Here is an 18887-nt window from a genome sequence, read left to right as displayed (position 1 = left end):
ACCTTGCGGACACTCCGCTTTTTTTGCGTGGGATGGGAGAGTACGGCGGGACGGTTCCTTTATTCCCGAAGACGGGCAGAGTGTGGTGGCGGCTGGTATAATGGAAAGACCTATTGGAAACAGGAAAGAGGTACGACATGAAAACACTGCTCGTTACCGGCTACCGTGCGCATGAACTCGGTATTTTTGACAATAAGCACCCCGGTATTCCCTATATCAAAAAAGCGCTCGCATCCCGTATGCTCCCGCTGCTGGAAGAGGGCCTGGAATGGATCATCACCCCGGGACAGTACGGCGTTGACCTATGGGCATGCGAAACTGCGCTTGAGCTTAAAGCAGAATACCCCGGCCTGAAGCTGGGCATTATCGCGGCTCATGCCGCCCCGGAGGAAAGGTGGAAGGAAGAGAAGCAGGAGGAATTTCGCCGGATTGCGGCGGCGGCGGATTATTACGGAGCGGTCAGCAACCGTCCTTATGAAGGAAGCTGGCAGTTCCGGGCGAGGGACGAGCTGCTGATGCGCAAAAGCGACGGCCTGCTGCTGGTATACGATGAAGAGGCGGCGGAGGGGAGTCCGAAATATCTTAAAGAAAAAGCGGCAAAGCTGCAGGAAGAGACGGGATACCCGCTGCTCACGATTTCGATGGACGAGATCCAAAGCATGGCGGATGAGGACAATCAGTCGCAGTACGATTAAATCCGGTTCAGACATATGGAGGTTGCCACCGGGAACCCATACAAAAAAGAGAGCCGCCAAAGTAGCTCCCCCATGACCGGATTCGCCCTGTAGCCAGCCGCCCGGCAACCTCGTCAGAAAGGCTTGAATACCATCAGCACAATAAGAATAAACGCGGCGGCGTGGGTGACCTTTTCCCATCTCGCCGAGAGCTTCGACAGCCGCTTATACGATTCCGGCAGGCGCTCCCCGTTCTCTGCATGGAGGATTTGGAGCTGCTTGTTCATCTGCCTCGGGAGAATGCCCGCAACGATCACCTGAACGGCGAGGTAGATGGCGATGGAGGCGATAAACCAGCCTGCTTTAAACAACGAGGGTTCCAGAATCGCCATGCCAATGCCCGTTAGCAGCAGCAGGATGCTGCCGATCTTCGGGAGGATTTCCACCCTTTTCAGCATGGACAGGACAAACTTGGCCTGACTGACCGTTCTTGCGCTTTTGGCGATAAGAGGAAAAGCAAAGGCCGCACCCAGCCCCATAACCGCGGCGGCAATGTGGACAAACAGCACATAAATGTACATTCCCTACTCCCCCCATTAACAGATGGAAATGTCAACCTGTTGGCTATTATATAGTCAAAGGCTAGGGAAATTGTCACATGTATCGCGGTTTGGGGAAATTTTTTTTCAACGAAAAGAGAGGGAGATGCAGGCCTATTCGGACCTGTGTCTCCCTCATCGCCTATAATTAGATAAAGCTGCGCAGCGACGGCGGCTTGCGGGCTTTGGAGTGCCGCTCGAACGCGTAAGCCAGCCTGATCAGCGTCGGCTCGGCGTAAGCCATACCCGCAAACGTCACGCCGAAGGGCTCGCCGTCCGGCGTGTAACCGGCGGGCACGACAATCGACGGGTATCCCGCCCGGGCCATAATTCTTGAGCCGAAATCGGCGGGGAACAGCAGGGCGTCCAAGCGGTGCTCCCGCATGACGGCGTCGATGCCCTCTTCCTTGCACAGCCTGAGGTCGGCCGCCCTGTCGCGGAGATACTGCGGCTCCGTCAAAGCGCCGGAGGTTCTGTACTCAGCGTCAAGCAGCGTCGATTGGCCATAGCGGAGCGTTTCCATCGGATGGGCGTGGTTGAAGGCGATGATGTCTTTCAGCGTGCGCATGGGCGCGCCCGGACCGAGCTTCGCCAGGTAGGCGTTCAGCGAATTTTTGAACTCGTTCAGCAGAACCGTGGAATAGCGGACCTCACGCGCCGTCGGAACATTTGCGGGATCGACGATCACCGCCCCGTGGTCCTTCATCAGCTGGACGGCCGCCTCATACAGCGCAATCCGGTCTTCGCCGACTTCCTCGAAATAGTAATCGCGCGGAATGCCGATTCTTGCGCCCTGAAGGCCGTTTCCGTCCAAAAATTCGGTGTAATCCCCGTGGGTTCTCCCGAGCGATGCGCCCATGGCGGCATCCGTTTCGTCCTCGCCAAGCATGGCATTCAGCAGCAGCACCGCGTCGGGAACTGTTCTTGCCATCGGTCCGGCCGTATCCTGCGAGTTGGACAGCGGCAGGATGCCGGAGCGGCTGAGCAGCCCGACCGTAGGCTTGATGCCGACAATGGAGCCGAGGCTGGCGGGGTTGAGGATCGAGCCGGAGGTTTCCGTTCCGACGGAGACCGCGCAGAAATTGCAGGCGACGGCCACGGCGGAGCCTGAGCTTGAGCCTCCCGTCGGCTTCGAAATATTGTATGGGTTCAGCGTCTGCCCGCCACGCGAGCTGTATCCGGACGGCATGCCCATGGTCATGAAGTTGGCAAACTCGGTCATGTTCGTCTTGCCAAGGATCACCGCTCCCGCTTTCCGCAGCCGGGACACTATAAAGGCGTCTTCCCCGGCAAAAGAATCCGTAAGCGCAAGCGACCCGGCGCTCGTACGCATTTTATCCCCCGTGTTGATGTTGTCCTTGAGCATGACGGGCACGCCATGGAGCGGCCCCCGGGCGCCGAGCCTTGCGCGCTCCGTATCCATGGCATCCGCGATAAACAGAGCGTCCGGATTAATCTCAATCACCGAGTTTACCGTCAGCCCGTTCTTGTCATGATCCGCGATGCGTTCAAGGTACATCAGAACGAGCTGTCTGGATGTAATTTCGCCGGAGTCCAGCGCTGCCTGAATCTTCGTAATCGTCGTCTCCACAATTTCAAATGCCATCCTTCGCACGCTTCTTCCTGTTATGTAATCGCCTTCAAATTTAATATAAGCCAGTTTGGCTTGACTTCATAGTCTGACTTCGTTTTTTTTGCTGAGGAAGCAGCGCTCGGCAAAAAAATAAAGCGGAAGCCGCCCGGCCCTATCCAAGGCCACTGGCCGCTTCCGCTTTTTCAAGACGTAAAGCCCCGGACAAGAGAAGCTAATCCTGTATCTGCGAAAAGCCTTCTTCCGCCAAATATTCTCTCGCTTCGTCAGGCGTTTCAAAGGCCATTTCCAGACTGAGGCCCGAATAGAGATACCACAGATCGTCCTCGGCTTTAAGCGTAAGCTTCTCGCCTTTGGCGTTCACCCAGTTCGTCTCGGCCGCAAGCCGCTTGCGCTTCTTGGCTGACGGCGCCGCTTCGGGCAAAGGCTCGGAAAGCGAAGCGATGGAGGCGTCCAGCAGGCGCCGCAGTTCGTCCTCCGTGAAATCACGGATGTTGACAAGGCCCTTGTCGTCGGTGGGGTACCCCTTGAGCAGGCCTGCGTATACATAACCGTTGCCGTTCGGGTGAAGATGAAACGCGACCGTTTTTTTGTCGTGCTGGCTTCCTTCATAATGGTAGTTAACCCTTCCCAAAGAAACGTCTTTACGCTGAAGCTGCGGGTAGGAGTCTAGAATCTCGATTTTTTGTTGAAAAGTAAGCATGCGGTCAGCCTCCGTTGATCGAATCGGTTCGGCCGGGACTTGGCAGTAGCGTTTATCCCCGGCTTTCGCTTTCTGATTATAGCATGCCCCGGGGCTTCGCGCCGCCTAGGGAGCTTTATCCCCATATCCGTAGTGTAAAATGTGGATAATGTGGAAAAATAGATTTGAATTAGCGATATCATCCACTGGATAATAACAGTATGCGGCGTTATATTCCATTTATAACATGACGGAGGTGGCTATATTGATTCCAGTGGCGGCGGCCATTATTTATAATTCGGAAGGCAAAGTGCTGATTGCGCGCCGCAGGGAAGGCAAGTCCCAGGCGGGACTGTGGGAATTTCCCGGCGGCAAGATCGAAGAAGGCGAAGATGCCTGCGCCTGCCTGCGGCGGGAATTGAGGGAAGAGATGGGCATTGACATTATGCCATATGCCTATTTTGGCGTTAACGAGCACCGCTACGGCGAAGGCTTGATTATCCGGCTGATCGCCTGGAAGGCGGAATACTGGGGAGGCGAGATCGTCCTGACGGATCATGACGACTGCCGCTGGGAGCATCCGGGGGAGCTGGACCGGTTTCTTTTTGCCCCCGCCGATCTTCCGTTTGTGCGGAAGCTGGGTCTGGAACCCGGCGGACGATGAAAGCCTGTAAGAATGTTCTTTTTGTTATATAATTTGCCGTCCGCAGACGGTATGATAGATATAGGAAAGAATACCAATAAGGAGTGGGAATTTGCAGAAGACAGGCTATAGAATGCTGTTCCACATCGCCATCTATGCTGTTTTGTTTTTTGTGCTGCCTCTGTATTATCGGAGCCATCCGGGAACGATGGAGGATCTGGGCAGGATGGTCATGCTGCTGGTGATGATCTGTCCGGCGGCGGTCTTTATTTTATCGGGAGAGCTTGGTTATCGGGCAGGGTTTCTTCCGCTGGCGGCGCTTCTGCCGGTTCTTTTGTTTACGCTTTCGGTGCTGACGGTGTTTGAAGGCCAAGTCACCGGTTTTGTCTATTCGGCGGCCTACGGCGTGATCTCGCTGGCGGGGAATGCGATCGGTTCTTTTTTTCGGAAACGGAGAAGGAAATAGACCGGTTTGGGAGGGGACTCAAGATGACTACGGACGAACAAAATTTTAAGCTCATTGTCTTGTCGGAAGCGGGGCGGGAATTCATCTTGAATGAAGACCCCAAGAAGCTTCTGGATAATGTATTCAATAGACTGTCCGTCCATTTGGATCTGGATGTTTATTTTAATTATATTTTTGACGAAGAGACGCAGCGGCTCCATTTGATGAATTATCACGGCATTGGCCCGGGTGAACATGTGCCGATCGAGTGGCTAAGCCTGGATGACTCGGTCTGCGGAGAAGCGGCCACGCGGCGTTCCCGGATCATCATTGAGGACGTTCAGTGTTCAAGTGATCCGAGAGCCTGGCTGATCAAGGGGTTCGGCCTTAAATCATACGTCAGCCATCCGCTGATTTCTTATGGGAAATTTGTGGGCACGCTGTCCTTTGGTTCACGTAAACGTTTATTTTTTTCCGATCTGGAATTGGATATTTTGCAGACGGTTTGCAGTCAGGCGTCCATCGTGCTGGATCGCGTTCTGCTGATTTCGGAGCTGAAGCGCAAGAACCGGGAGCTGGCCCAAAAAAACAAGGAGCTCAAACATTCCGAGGAGCAATTGGCCACCATTTTCTCGGTCATTCCAAGTCCTGTGCTTGTCCTTTCCCTGGAGACGCAGCAGATCATTGCGTGCAATGACGCGCTGTTAGCTTTGCTGGACATCAGCCGGGAAGAGCTGTTTAACCGGCATTGGGCCGAGCGGCAGCGTCCGGATTCACTGATCAAACCGATTTTGGACGCCTCCATGAAGGCTTTACATAAGAGCCATATGGAAGTGTCTTTTTCCGATGCCTCCGGTCAAATGAAGATCTGTCTGTGCAATGCCGTTTCCGTCGATATCAACCAAACCCCCGGCATGCTGGCCGTCTTCAGCGACCTTACGGAGCACAAGGAGTACGAGAAGGAAATGGTGCGGCTCGACCAGCTTCATCTGATAGGCGAAATGGCGGCGGGAATCGGCCATGAGGTAAGAAATCCGTTGACTACGGTACGCGGGTTCCTTCAGCTTATGAGGAAAACGGCAGTTGAAAAATCACCCTATCTCGACGTCATGATCGAGGAACTGGACCGGGCGAATTCCATTATCTCCGAATTTCTAGGGCTGGCCAAAAATCAAAGAATCGATATGAAATCTAACGAGCTGAACGCGCTGATTGAAAAAATCCTTCCTCTGATTCAAGCGGACGCGACGGTTGCGGGCAAGACGGTAACCGCCGAGCTTGGTCCGGTCCCGCTCATGCTTATGGACGAAAAGCTGATCCGCCAGCTCATTTTGAATATGGTCCGGAACGGGCTGGAGGCCATGCCTCCGGAAGGGCATTTAATCATCAGAACCTATACGGAAGATGACAGCATCGTACTGTCTGTGGAGGATAACGGCAAAGGAATTCCTTCCGATCAAATTGAGCATATCTGGAAACCGTTCTTCACGACCAAAGAAAGCGGCTCAGGCCTTGGCTTGGCCGTCTGCTTCAATGTTGCCGACAAGCATGGCGCTAAAATCGACGTCGTTACGGGACCGGCCGGCACGACCTTTACAGTCAAGTTCAAGAGATTGCCCGCATAAATTCACCTCTCGCAAAAACATAACTCCGCACTTTTCTTCAAAAATTCATATATTCTCGCAGGTTTCGCCGAATTTCGATCGTCAAATAGAGTAGCTTCTCCTGTCCCTGGCGCCTCAAATGCTAAACCTGTCCAAAATCAGGGTCCCAGCGGTACTTGGCCGCCCGGATTTCCTTCGCCCGGACATCGAGGCCGTTCCAGGCCTCATGCGGATAAGCGCAGATCAATTGATGCAGCCGGAGGAAACGGTCGCGGGGCAGCAGATGGGCGTATCGGCCGATGAAGGCGGAGTAGAGCAGGGCGTAGCGCTTCATGCGCACCGCCGATCCGGCCACCGCGGCGAGAAGCGAGGCGCCGTCCTTCATTTCAAGAATTTGCGCTTCATACCGCTGGACATAGCGCAGGGTGCGGTCCTTGATCAGATCCCGCCGCAATCTCGCAACCTCGCCGATGTACTCCGCGAGCAGCGGCTCGAAATCCTTCAGCAGCAGCTGCTCCATTTCCAGATCCATGTCCTTGCGCAGCCGGAAGCCGTGCAGCAGGGCGACGCGCTGCCTGGCGATGCGGTCGCCGCGAAGCAGCACGGCGATTTCGCGCAGCTTCTCGTAAGCGAGCGTATCGTTCTCCCGCAGCACGGACACGGCCTCCTGCCGGTTGCTCTCAAGGCCTTGCCTGATCGCGCCGATATGCCGGCCAAGCAGCTCGTCCAGCGCGCGCAGGTTCTCGGTCGCCCGCGACTTGCGCTGGGCGGCGACGAGCGCCAGCAGCAGGACGAGCCCGCCGGACAGGCACAGCGCAAGCTGCGCGCCGCTGGCTGCGAAATAGGCCGAGGCAAGCGTCAGCAGGGCGCCGGCCAGCAGCGCGGCCGCCATGCGGCGTCCGGCAAGCGAAGCCGCCCGGCCTTCCACGGTGACCAAGGCGGCCCTGCCGCAGTGCTTGCAGCGTTCTCCGGACAAAGCGGTGAACGTGCCGCAGCGTTTGCAGACGTGCAGCTTGTCGAAGGAATAGCGCGGGGCGTTGAAGGGGCGGAGGACGACCGGTTTTTTCTTAGCCATGGGTGCGGTCGCCTCCGTTCAGCGCGGCCAGCAGCCGCTCGTCGATCTCTTCCCGGCTAACCGGCTTGCGTCCCCGGAGGAAGTAGCCGAGAACTCGAATAACGGTATAAAGAAACGTAATTCCAAGTATAACGTATGAAATCATGGAGCTGTCCTTTCCTGGAGAACGGTTGTCTTCGAACATTGTTCGAAAAAGGCTGACGGGCGCCGCCCGCTGCCGCTCGCTCAGCGTTCCTTAAGTTGAAGTTTACAGGGTTTAATTATATCATAATGGCAGGCTATTGACAGAATTTAGCTGTCCTGATCGGTCTTTCCCGCCGCCCTATCAAATCATAAGAGGAGTTATAGTCATGCTTCGTAACGATGTTCAAAATAGAAAGGTTTTATCGTTTTTTGCCCGGTGCCTTCCCGCGCTGCTGCTGGCGCTGAGCCTCGCGGCCGGACCGTTCGCGGCGGTTCCGGTATCCGCTGCTCCGTCCTCTTCTCCGGGAGCGTCGTCGCAGATCGACGCCGTTCTGGTGCTTGATGTCAGCAATTCCATGAAGACGAGCGACAAGAGCAACATCGCCGGCGAGGCGATGAAGATGTTCATAGATATGCTGTCCGCAAAGGGAGACAAGGTTGGGGTCGTCGCTTACACCGATGAGGTGCAGCGGGAGAAGGCGCTGCTGACCATTAACTCGGCCTCTGACAAACAGGATTTGAAGGCTTTTATCGATGGCCTGGATAAAGGCGCCTACACCGATATTGCCGTGGGCGTCAATGAAGCGGTCAAGGTGCTGCAGAACGGCAGCGACCCTGCCCACGAGCCGATGATCGTGCTCCTTGCCGACGGCAACAACGATCTGAACGAAGCGTCCGGCCGGACGCAGAGCGAGTCGGACAAAATGCTCGGCACGGCTGTGGAGACGGCCAAGAAGAACGGATATCCGATTTACACGATTGGTCTGAACGCGAACGGCAAGCTGAACAAGGCCAGTCTCGCGAAGCTGTCCGACCAGACGGGCGGCAAGGCGTTCGCTACCGATACCGCGGATGATTTGCCCGATATTTTGAGTGAAATTTTTGCCGACCATCTGAAACTGAAGGTCGTCCCGGTGCAGTCGATTACGGCGAACGGCAGCTATCAGGAGGTGACGGTGAACGTTCCGAACGCCAGCGTCCTGGAAGCGAACATTTCCATTATGTCCCGGGAGCCGGTAACGGCGAAGCTGACCGACCCGTCGGGGGCGAGCGTGGCGATTCCATCGAGCAATGTGCTGCTGTCCAAGTCCTCGACGTACAGCCTGCTGAAGCTGCTGTCCCCGAAGGAAGGCGACTGGAAGCTTCAGATCAAGGGCGTGCCGAAGGATAAAATCGATATCAATCTGATTTTCAATTATGACATGGAGCTTAAAATGGACGTTCCGGCGTCCAAGACATACAAGAAAGGCGACAAGATCGGCATCGCCGCCCGCCTGTATACGGGCGGCGCGCAGGTACAGGAAGCGGAGCTGTACAAGAACATGAAGGCGACGCTGCTTGCGACCGACCTTGACACCGGAAAGACCGCGGAGCTTCCGCTGGACAATTCAAGCGGCGAGTTTAAAGGCAGCTTTGAGGTGAAGGACAGCCATAACTATGAGCTGAAAATCCGGGCCGAAGAGAGAAGCTTCTACCGCGAGAGCAATGCTGTACAGATCAATGCGGGAGGTTCGGCCGCCCAGGCGCCCGCCGGAGCCGGAAGTGAAGCACAGGACAAAGGCACTCCGTGGACGCTGATTCTGGTTATTGCCGGAGCGCTGCTGGTTCTGGCCGCCGCCTTCGTCATCTGGATGCTGTGGAAGAAAGCAAGCCGCGGTTTCGTCGGACAGCTCGTGATCGAGGTGATTGACGGAAATACCGGCGAGAAGACGTATCCGCAGTACAAGAAGCTGACGGGCTTCAGAGGCAAGTTCAACCTGCACCAGCTGCTGCAGCTTGCCCCTGAGCTTAAAGAAAGCGAGAAGCTGGTCTTCACGCCGGGCAGCAATGACCGGCTGCAGCTTCGCGGCGGCGACGGGATTGCGGTCGAGAAATCGGGCCGTGCGGTCGACACCGCCCGGGGACTGGAGCTGAAGAGCGGAGACCGCGTCTCGGTTCCGCTCAGCAGCGTAGACAAGACGATTATGCTGGAGTATTTGGTATAAGGCGTATGCTTCCGAAGCGAGTTTTACTGAAATAATGCGAGGAAGTATATCATCGTATAACTTTTAGGGGGATAACCATGAAACCGGTCGTAAGAGAACATATTCAGCAGCTTGACGTATCGCTTGGCGGAGGCATCGTCAGCGACAAAATCAGAGTCGACACGATCGACAATCCGATTCTTATTATCGGTCTCGGCGGCACGGGCATCGATGCCCTGCTTCGGCTGAAATACCAGATCAACCGCCGCTTCAAGCTGCCGGAAGACCCGATTTCCAAGAAGAAGCGGGATAAGCCGGACAATGTCGAGTTCCTCGCTTTCGAGACGAACGAACAGGACCGCGGCAAGAAGTACAAAGGCATCGGCCTTGACCCGCAGAACGAATTCGTGCTGCTGGCCAACGCCGAGATCGGCGGGCTGCTGCAGAACCGCAGCATTCTCGATCCTTACATTACGGAATGGCTGTCGCCCGAGCTCAGCATTACGGACGGCATGAACGGCGCAGCCGGGGTGCGTCAGGCGGGACGGCTGCTGTTGTTCACGAAGATCAACCAGGTCGTGGGCGCGATCGACAAGAAGATCAAGACTTTGTCTGTCGGCACGAACAAAAAGCTCATGGTCTTCCTGCTGACCGGATTGTCCGGCGGCACGGGAAGCGGCGCTTTTCTCGACATCGCCTACATCGTGCGCGGCATCATCGAGCGGGACTACGGCTCCGCCGGAATCGACCGGGTCAACACGCTCGGGTATTTGTTCACGCCCGACGTGAACCTGTCGAACAAGAGCCTCAGCGAGCATACCCGCGAATACATCCGCAAGAACGGATACGCAGCGCTCAAGGAGCTGGACTACTGGATGAACGTGGACAGCCGGGGCGAGCGTTTCCGCCAGCAGTACGGCAATATTTTGACCGTCAATTCGCCGCTTCCTCCGTTCAATCTGTGCCACCTTATTTCGGCGACGAACACCGAGGGCAAGCTGCTGGAGAACGCATATGACTACTGCATGAACGTGACGGCCGAGAACATTACGAACTTTATGGCGAGCGAGGAGAAGCAGTCGGGCGAGGAGTTCGCCATCCACGACTACATCAGCAACATCCGCACGAACATCGCGCAGATGCACAAGAGCTACCCCGCCAACTACGAATACAACATTATCGGGGCGTCTTCGGCGGTGCTGCCGATTGAAGAAATGACGACTTACCTGGCATACCGCCTCTTCGACAAAATGGAGAAAATGTTCCATCAGGCGCCGGGCCAGGAGGATGTCGAGAAAATAGCCCGCAAGCTCGGGATCGATCTGGAGAGCATGATCAAAGCTTTTGAAGCACGTGTGCCGGAGCCGCTGCCAGGCTTTGAGAACAGCGAGCGCCTGAGCCATTCCAACGTCATCAAACATCAGGTCGTCGATATGGACACCGAGCTTGAGCAGAGCTTCCTTTCGCGCGCAAGAGAAGAGTACATCAAGGTAAGAAAGCAGCTCCCGGGCGAAATCGTCGGACGGTTTGGCGAAGAGATGGAGCGGACGTTCCTGCATCCCGAGCAGGGGCCGTTCTATGTGTCGCGGCTGATCTTTACGGAAAAAGGCTTCTGCCTCCTGAAGCTGATCCGGTCCTACATTGAAGCGCTGCGGGAGAATCTGCTGCGTCTGCCGCGCGATATCGAGACGGCCCGGGAAGCGGCGGAGGATAAGCTGGGCGATGCGCGAAGCGCTTTTGTCTCGAAGGAAAAGAAGAAGAACGCCTATATCGACGCGAAAATCAACGAATACTGGCTGCATGCCGATGTAGACCGGACGGAGCGGATGATTGAGTTCTATGAGGATCTGTTCGAGCTGCTGAACGACGAGAACAGCCGGATTTACGGCGTGTTTACGGAAATTTTGAACGCGCTGAGCTCAATCTTCGCCAAGAACGGGCATATTCTCACAAGCGGCGAAGAACAGACGGATCACAGGGGCAACAAGACGTATTACTGGAACATTGTAAGCGTGCCGGACATTTCGCAGACGATCTCGAAGATTATGGATCAAAAAGACGGCGACGACCTGATCCGCGACTTTTCCCGGGAAATGCTGCGGAATTCCAGCCGCTGGGTCAGAGAACAGGAGATTGACGTCGTCCGCTCCATTTCCGAATTCCTCAGCGACAAGTTCGGGGATTTGATCACCCGGTCGATGGAGGATTTTCTCGTGATGAAATACGGCAGCGAAGAGCCGCTCGACAAGCTTGTGGAACGTACGATCGCCGGAAAGCTTGACGAGGAAGCCGTGCCGGTCTTCCACCTGAGCAACAGCTCGGGCAGCCTGCACTTCCCTTCGTGGGGCTTCGTGTCGGTGCCGGTGAAGGCGCCGGGCATCCTGAAGGGCATCCGCAACTACCAGAATAACGCGCTCGGCAAATCGCAGTTCACGGTTAAGGAGAGCGAGGTCAAGAACCGGATTTTCTGGCTGAATACGCGCAACGGGGTGCCGCTGTTCGTCTATACGCCGCTGCGGGTGTATGAAGAAAACTATGAGCGGACCATTCTGGACAAGGAAGGCATCGGTCGCCATCTGGTGCAGACCGAAAAGAATAACTGGACGTATCTGCCGTCGCCGATTCCGGAGCAGTCCTGGGGCGACACGTACAGCAACGCCAGAGTCAAGGAGTACAACGCAAGGGTGCGCGGAGAATTTGCCAAGGCGCTGGAGGCCGGAGTCATTACGGAAAAAGGTCTGGACGAGAACACCAGCAACCGCTATTCGGTCGTGTTCACAAAGCCCTTCGATATTGACGCGTTCCTGCGCGGATACGATCTTCAACTGGAAGCGCCGCGCCCGAATCTGGGCGAGGTGAAGAAAGCCGCCGACGAGCTGGGGAGGCTCCGTGAGAACGGGCTGGAGCGCGAGGGCGTGAAGGATATTTTCGGCAGCATCAACCGAGAGCTGGCGCAGGAGAATCTGATCCGTACGCCGCAGCTTACAGCAAGGTTGCGCGAGGAGCTGGTAAAATACGAAGCGCTCACCGCCAAAGCGGAAGAGCTGAACGCGGTGCTCCGCCAGTATCTGGACGAAGAAAAATGGATGGATCAGTTCCTGGAGGCTCTGTACACGGATACGATCGTGAAGAAGGGCGCGCTGTTCGTGTACGACAAGGACGAGGAAGAGGAGAGCTGGGAGCCGTTCGCCAACCTGATGAAGGAACGCAGCTATGTGGAATACGCGGTCTACCGCCATTTCCGGGCGCTGGACGAGAAGAGCCGCAGCGTGCTGCTGCGCAAAAGCGCGCGCCGCGCCGCGGAATTGACCGCGTCCGAGGATGTGTCTCCGCTGCTCTACAAGCTGGATAGCCTGTATGTGAGCGTCCTGGAGGCGCGGGACAGCCTCGAATACGAGCGGGTGGAGCATGCCGATGGCGACGAGATGTACGCCTTCTACAAAGGCATGACCGGAAAGCTTGGCAGCATCCGCAGAAAGTTGAAATAGGCCTATGATCAGATCGCTGGCAATGCGTTATGCGGCGGAGTACGCCGCCCGTGAGGACCGGCTGCAGGATCAGGGGGACGGGCGCAGCAGCATCCATTACCCCGCCCTGTTTCTGTTCGTAGGCGAGAAGGCCGCGCCCGCTATAGGCCCCGTGCTAGACAGCTGCCGCCGCAAATGGGACAACGCCGGCGGCGTTATGGCGCTGCACGCCGTTCCCGAAGGCGGGAAGGCGGAGCAATCCGCCGTCCCGCAAGGTGAACCGGCGTCCGGCGGCTTCGCATCCGAGAGCCCCGCTTCCGGGATTTCCTCCCGAAGCGGGGCTTCGGCGCCGCTCTTGTCCGGCGGGCCGACAGACCGGCTCCGGACGATGATCCTTCCCCGGACCGAAGGGCGCGATCCCCGTACGGTCCGCCGGGACCTGTTCCTTGAGTTCCAAGGGGAACAGCGTTATCTCGCGGAGATGAACACCGCGCTTCGGCGCTTGACGGACAGCATGGCGGATTACGGCAGGCTGTACTCTTCCTTTGACGTCATTCATCTCACCGTCATTACACGGGTCGACGACCCGCTAAATGTGCTGCTGCCGGAAATCACGCTGCTGACCCGTGCCGTGCTCGGCCAGTCGTTCAAATCGGTGCAGACCGATCTGTTCACGCTGATCAGCGAACGGGACCAGGCCGAGAGCTTCGGGCTGTCCAGCTCGGCGGGAATGGCCTTCCTGCGCGAACTGGAGGGCATGCAGTCGCCGGATTACGAACGCACCGCTCCGCTGCTCGTGACGGAGGACGGACTGTCCATTCCGGTCAGCCACGGTCCGGCGCCGCTGTTCGACCTTGTCTACGTCCTGTCGGACAAGAATGAGCGCGGCACGTCGCCGGCGGGCGGAATGGACGACAATTACGAAATCATTTCCCACATCAGTCTGCTGAAGAACGTGATGCGGCCCTCCGGCGACAGCCGGGAACAGGCCGGATATAACAATATGGCGTTCAAAAGCGGGATCAGGGGCAGCACGGGCCGGCAGGGATACGCTTCCGCCGGCTTCTCCGGCGTCAAGCGGCCGAACCGGCAGATCGCCCTGGCCGTGCTGTACCATACTTTCCGCCGGATCACGGAGGAGATGTCCGGCGAGAGCCGCCTCGGCCCGCGCGAACGGCTGGAACGGCTTGGCTTAAGCCAAGGCAGCCTGCGGGAGCGGGCCAAGAAGCTGCTTCCTGACAAGGAGGGCATTCTCGAAATGACCGGCCTGATGAGTCATGGGCGTCCTTCCTACAGTGAACTTAAGAAGCTGTCACTGCGCGAAGCGGAGGAACGGCTGTTTGGCGGAGGCGGCGAAGCTTACTTCAGCAGTAATTTCGCATTGCCCGCAGCGAAGCGGCTGGAAGCCGCCGACCCGCTGCGGGAGTGGAAGCCGCTGCTCGCCGCTCCGGAAGGGGGAAGCGAGGGAGTTACGTTCTTCCAGCTTGCGGAGTGGACCGCCGACAGTGACGATGCCGGCAGTGTGCTTTATGGGCTCCGCCAACATATGGCCGGGCTCAGAGCCGCGATTGCCTTATCGCGGGAGGAGCTGGAGCTGCTGTACGGGGATAGCGTGGACCGGCTGCCCTTCTCCAAGGTGCCGCTTATGGACAAGCGGACAGTCCGGAACTTTATTCACTATCTGTTCGCTGAGGTGTACGGCGCCAAGTATGAACTGCTGCTGCTGGAGAGCGAGCTTGCGCTGTGTCTTCGGCTCGAAGCCGCGCTGGAGTCGCTGCATTCGGCGAGCGTCAAGCGGGTGAAGGCGATGGAGCGGCTGGAGGAGGAGCTTAAAGCGGCAGTGCTGGACAGCATCGGCCGGGCGGAAGGCGATATCGGCCGGAACATTATGGAATATTTCCGCGCCGTGACGGATGAGGTGATCGGCGAGATCGAGTCCCGGCGCGGCCCCGGCGCCCTGCTGGGCGAGCGGTATATGGGAAGCGTTCCGGATCTGCTGGACCGGGGGGGCGAGGCGCTGCTGGAGCGGCTGATCGGGGTGTGCGAGCGGGAGATTCTGACTGCTGAGCCTTTCGCCCTTTCGTTCGAGGAGGAGCTTCTGCGGCGGGCAAATGTCGCGGCGGCGTACGACAACCGGGAGGTATTATCGAAGGAAGAGCTGTTCCGGCGCCTGTACCGGACGCTGGAAGAGGAAGCGGCTATCCATGTCCGTCTCTTCGAGTACACGCAGGAGCACCGGCATGAGGAAAAATATTTCTTCGGCGACAGCGGCTCGGAATTTCTGCGTTACGCGCTTTCGGCCGACGAGACGACGCGCATTTACCGGCTGGGCGTTGTGCACGAGCGGCGGCGAAGCGGCGTAGAGAAGCTGAATCTGATGGGCGGATTCCATCTGGAGGATCTGCTGTACTACCGCAATGGCCGGATTTATTATGAGACTTATATGAAGAACGGTTACGAGCTGCACGGCGTGGATGAAGAGTCGCTTCCCGCTCTGCGCTAGAGGCTTTCCGAAAGGATGATGAATCGATGCAGCGCAAATTGAATCTGCTTCTCCTCTTGTTCAGTCTGATCGGCGGAGCGGTCGCTTTTGTGATTGGCGAGCTGCTGCTGGGCCGCCTGCTTGGAGACTGGCCGTCCATTCTGGTCGTCGGTCTGTACTTTGGCGTTGTGGCGCTTGGCGCGGGGCTCGGCTGTCTGCTGGCCGAGATGATTTCGCCCCGCCTAAACGGCTGGTCGTGGCGTCGGCGGTACCTTGGCTTGTCTTGGAAGCTGCTTCCGCTGTCCGTCGCCCTGCTGCTGGGCGCGGGGACGTTGATGGAGTTCGTATATGAACTCAATTTCGGCGGCCTGAGGCCGGTTAAGGATATCGTGATGGTCATCGATGATTCCGGCAGCATGGAGCAGAGCGACCCAGGCAACAGCCGCTATACGGCTGCGCGGGACCTAGTGATGCGGATGGACGGGGATAACAGGGTCGCGGTGCTGACATTCAGCGACCAGGCGGCGGTCGTTCAGCCGCTGACTTCGCTTGGGAAGGCTGGGAACCGGGAGCAGGTGACGACTGCGATTAACACTCTGCGGACGACCCAGGGCGGAACGAATCTTAGCGGGGCGCTGTCGGAGGCGCTGAACGTCATTAACGGCGACAGTTCCTCCGGCCGGGGAGCGATGGTCATTCTGCTGTCGGACGGGGTAAGCCGGCTGGACACCTCTACGGAGCTCCGCGATTACGTGGACCGCGGGATTGCGGTTAACACGATCGGCCTCAGTATCAGCGATCCTTCCGGCCCAGCCCTGCTGAAGGCCATCGCCGGGACGACCGGCGGGCAATATTACGATGTCGCTGACGCGAACCGTCTGGCCGATATCTTCCGCCAGATTTACGACCGTCTCGGCGACCGGACGCTGCTTACAGAGCGGACGGATAACACGCAGAACAGCCCTTATTACGCGGCACTGCGCGTTCTGTCGCTGGTATTGATCGGGGCTGCGCTCGGAATCGGGCTCGGCATTGTCTTCGACAACCGCCATCTGGCCAAAAGCTTCGGCCTCGGCGGCATCGTGTCCGGCCTGCTGGCCGGGCTCACGCTGGAATTCGGCCTCGGCGGACACGCCTTCGTGAACGCGATGGTGCGGCTGCTTGCCGTACTGCTGCTTGCCGGAGTGATCGCGCTGTTCACCGCAGTCATTCCGGTGGGAGAAGGGCGGCTGACCCGCCGCGGACACGGAGCCGAGCAGGTGTCCCGGCGTCCGTCACAGGGCTATTCGCCCCGCGGGAACCGGAGCAGCAAAGGCTTCCGGACCGCTGACAAAGATCACTAGGAAAGGGGCTGTGCGCCGATGAGATATATCGAGCATTCACCGGACCTGCCGGGCATCACGGATATCATCTCGCGCGTGGAGGAGCGGACCTGCACGCTCCGGTGGCGCTGGCCCGACGGCCTGCAGGCCGTCTATATCCATAAAGGCCCGGGCGGCGGAGATCACCCGGAAGAGGACAGTTGCCCGCCCGGAGGTCTGAAGCTGTACACGCGTGAAGAATACAAGGCAAACGGCGGCTATCACGACCGGCTGGAGGAGATCGGTCTGGTGGTCTACACCGTGCTTGCCCGCGTGACGGAGAACGGAGAGACGCTGCTCGTCCGGCAGCGTGACGGCGCGAACCTTGCGACCGTCAGCGCGGGCAAGGCGCTCATCCGATACGCGATTCACGCCAAACGGGGCTTGTTCCGCAAGGAGCAGACCGTACATATGACGATTACGGCGGAAGTTCCCGTCGGCCGGGAAGTGCTGTGCTATGTCAAGAAGCACGGCGGTTATCCGGCCGACAAAGAGGATGGCATTCTTTTTCCGTTCGTGCAGGATTTCGCGCCGGGCCGCAACGCCCTTCCGCCGATTGAGATCGGCAGGGACGACCGGATCCGCATCTTTTTTACCGATGGGCCGAAATACGGACGCTACTATGAACTGGTGCCGGAATGAGACCGGGCGCGAAGGCCTGCACAATTGATACAGCAGAGAGCTTCAGGTGAGGTACACGGAGGAAGGTTTAGAACCGAATCGCCCGGGTGCAAGCTAAGCCCGATTACCTGTTCTGCTATTTTTAACGGCGTTTATTATTTTGACTTCTATTTCTACGAGAAACGTACCTGCGTCTTAAAAAGACGCCGTCAGGAGTTTCTTCTTGGGAGGATGAGCATATGTCTTTTTTCAGCCGCTTTTTGAAGAAGAACCAGCCGCAGCCGCGGCCGCTTTTTTACGATATCGTATGTCCGTACTGCTTCAGCAAATTCGACCCGTCGGAAGTGCTCTTCCGGGCCATGCACAGCCGGGAGGACGACGAGGATTACGCGCTGGGCGAGGATGATGAGCTCAATAAATACCGCGAGCGGTTCGGGCTCGATTCGGTGGACGATCTTGAAGCGATTATTCGGCCGTCCGACATTCCGGAGGAGCATCATCATTATACGGATCATGTGCTGACCGGGCTGACCGACCGCTACGGGGTGCTTACGCGCAGACGTCTCTGCCCTCACTGCCACAACGAGCTGCCGGTCACGGCGGGAAAGGTGCCAAGCAACATCATCTCCATTATCGGCGCTTCCCAGGTCGGCAAATCGGTCTACATGACCTCGCTCATCCACACGCTGCAGCATACGACCGCCGGCCACTTCGAGGCCGCCTGCATGCCGCTGAACGCTGAAATCAGCCGCAAATTTCGCAGTCTGTACGAGGACCCGCTGTTTGAGCGCGGCGATTTGCTGTCTTCGACCCAGAAAGAGAAGATGCAGGAGCCGTTTATTTTTCAATTCGTGTTCAAAAATGAGGACAAGCCGCCGCTGACGCTCGTCTTCTTCGATGTCGCGGGCGAGGGCATGGTCGATCAGGACTACCTCGGGCTGCACGGCCAGCATATCAAAAATTCGGCGGGCATCCTGTTCATGGTCGATCCGCTGCAAATCCGCTCCATCCGCGAAAAAATCCGCATCAATATCGGCGACCGCCCCGGCGAATGGGTCTCGCAGTACGATGAGCCGCGCGACGTGGTGCTGACGCTGTTCGGCGATTTTATCGCCTATCAGGAGAAGAGCAAGACCGACATTCCGACCGCCGTTGTGCTGACCAAGAGCGACATGCTGCACTCACTGAAGGACGAGGACGGGGATTACATCAAGGCCAACAGCAATGTGTTCAACAATTACGTGCACCGCGGGACGCTGAATCTGGACGAGGTCGGTAATATCGACGGCGAAATCAGCCGTTTTATCGGAAAAGTGGACCGTCCGTTCAAGGATACGATGGATGTCTATTTCTCCAACACCGCCTATTTCGCGGTTTCGGCGCTTGGCAGCAATCCCGTCGATCAGAAAATCGAAGGCGTCGTCAGCCCCATCCGGGTGGATGAGCCGTTCCTGTGGCTGCTGCACAAGCTGAAGTTCATCGAAGGGAGCGATTAA

At 57.5% G+C, this 18887-nt stretch carries 15 protein-coding genes; 10 read left to right on the top strand and 5 right to left on the bottom strand.

The window, feature by feature from the left end:
* Positions 1 to 137 precede the first annotated feature (137 nt).
* Positions 138 to 695, top strand: coding sequence for a DUF1273 domain-containing protein (locus tag G5B47_RS21315; RefSeq protein ID WP_165102502.1), 558 nt, complete (start codon positions 138 to 140; stop codon positions 693 to 695).
* Between the two features lie 113 nt (positions 696 to 808).
* On the opposite strand, the gene G5B47_RS21310 is transcribed toward G5B47_RS21315, so the two are convergent.
* From G5B47_RS21310 to G5B47_RS21300, 3 genes are all read right to left on the bottom strand, one after another.
* The gene (locus tag G5B47_RS21310) at positions 809 to 1255 is read right to left on the bottom strand and encodes a DUF2269 family protein (protein ID WP_165102499.1); all 447 of its coding nucleotides are present in this window, start codon (positions 1253 to 1255) and stop codon (positions 809 to 811) included.
* A 166-nt stretch (positions 1256 to 1421) separates the two neighbouring features.
* A complete protein-coding gene (locus tag G5B47_RS21305) occupies positions 1422 to 2879 on the bottom strand; it encodes an amidase family protein (protein ID WP_165102497.1) in 1458 nt (485 codons plus the stop codon).
* Positions 2880 to 3078: 199 nt separating this feature from the next.
* Positions 3079 to 3567, bottom strand: coding sequence for a hypothetical protein (locus tag G5B47_RS21300; RefSeq protein WP_165102494.1), 489 nt, complete (start codon positions 3565 to 3567; stop codon positions 3079 to 3081).
* Between the two features lie 253 nt (positions 3568 to 3820).
* Here G5B47_RS21300 and G5B47_RS21295 point away from each other — a divergent pair, with 253 nt between their 5' ends.
* From G5B47_RS21295 to G5B47_RS21285, 3 genes are all read left to right on the top strand, one after another.
* On the top strand, positions 3821 to 4210 hold the full coding sequence (locus G5B47_RS21295) for a (deoxy)nucleoside triphosphate pyrophosphohydrolase (protein ID WP_328804616.1): 390 nt from the start codon (positions 3821 to 3823) through the stop codon (positions 4208 to 4210).
* A gap of 91 nt (positions 4211 to 4301) precedes the next feature.
* On the top strand, positions 4302 to 4655 hold the full coding sequence (locus tag G5B47_RS21290) for a hypothetical protein (RefSeq protein ID WP_165102489.1): 354 nt from the start codon (positions 4302 to 4304) through the stop codon (positions 4653 to 4655).
* A 23-nt stretch (positions 4656 to 4678) separates the two neighbouring features.
* Positions 4679 to 6259, top strand: a complete 1581-nt coding sequence (locus tag G5B47_RS21285) for an ATP-binding protein (protein ID WP_165102486.1) — start codon at positions 4679 to 4681, stop codon at positions 6257 to 6259.
* A gap of 121 nt (positions 6260 to 6380) precedes the next feature.
* Here G5B47_RS21285 and G5B47_RS21280 read toward each other — a convergent pair whose 3' ends face one another.
* Positions 6381 to 7313, bottom strand: a complete 933-nt coding sequence (locus G5B47_RS21280) for a hypothetical protein (RefSeq protein ID WP_165102483.1) — start codon at positions 7311 to 7313, stop codon at positions 6381 to 6383.
* On the bottom strand, positions 7306 to 7458 hold the full coding sequence (locus tag G5B47_RS21275; protein ID WP_165102480.1) for a hypothetical protein: 153 nt from the start codon (positions 7456 to 7458) through the stop codon (positions 7306 to 7308). The genes G5B47_RS21280 and G5B47_RS21275 overlap by 8 nt, the downstream gene beginning before the upstream one ends.
* Before the next feature lie 205 nt (positions 7459 to 7663).
* Here G5B47_RS21275 and G5B47_RS21270 point away from each other — a divergent pair, with 205 nt between their 5' ends.
* The 6 genes from G5B47_RS21270 to G5B47_RS21245 all read left to right on the top strand — a co-directional run bounded on the left by G5B47_RS21270 (position 7664) and on the right by G5B47_RS21245 (position 18887).
* Positions 7664 to 9481, top strand: coding sequence for a vWA domain-containing protein (locus G5B47_RS21270; RefSeq protein WP_165102477.1), 1818 nt, complete (start codon positions 7664 to 7666; stop codon positions 9479 to 9481).
* A gap of 77 nt (positions 9482 to 9558) precedes the next feature.
* A complete protein-coding gene (locus G5B47_RS21265) occupies positions 9559 to 12948 on the top strand; it encodes a tubulin-like doman-containing protein (protein ID WP_165102474.1) in 3390 nt (1129 codons plus the stop codon).
* Between the two features lie 4 nt (positions 12949 to 12952).
* The gene (locus G5B47_RS21260; RefSeq protein ID WP_165102471.1) at positions 12953 to 15430 is read left to right on the top strand and encodes a transcription initiation factor TFIID; all 2478 of its coding nucleotides are present in this window, start codon (positions 12953 to 12955) and stop codon (positions 15428 to 15430) included.
* Positions 15431 to 15456: 26 nt separating this feature from the next.
* Complete coding sequence (locus tag G5B47_RS21255; protein ID WP_165102469.1) at positions 15457 to 16752, top strand: vWA domain-containing protein; 1296 nt, start codon at positions 15457 to 15459, stop codon at positions 16750 to 16752.
* Positions 16753 to 16770: 18 nt separating this feature from the next.
* Positions 16771 to 17412 carry a beta-mannanase gene (locus G5B47_RS21250; RefSeq protein ID WP_165102467.1) on the top strand — a complete coding sequence of 214 codons (642 nt, stop codon included), beginning with the start codon at positions 16771 to 16773 and terminating at the stop codon, positions 17410 to 17412.
* Positions 17413 to 17630: 218 nt separating this feature from the next.
* On the top strand, positions 17631 to 18887 hold the full coding sequence (locus G5B47_RS21245; RefSeq protein ID WP_165102464.1) for a hypothetical protein: 1257 nt from the start codon (positions 17631 to 17633) through the stop codon (positions 18885 to 18887).

The sequence above is a fragment of the Paenibacillus apii genome (assembly GCF_011043685.1).
GTDB lineage: Bacteria > Bacillota > Bacilli > Paenibacillales > Paenibacillaceae > Paenibacillus_AQ > Paenibacillus_AQ sabinae.
This window is presented reverse-complemented; position numbering and strand designations above follow the sequence as displayed.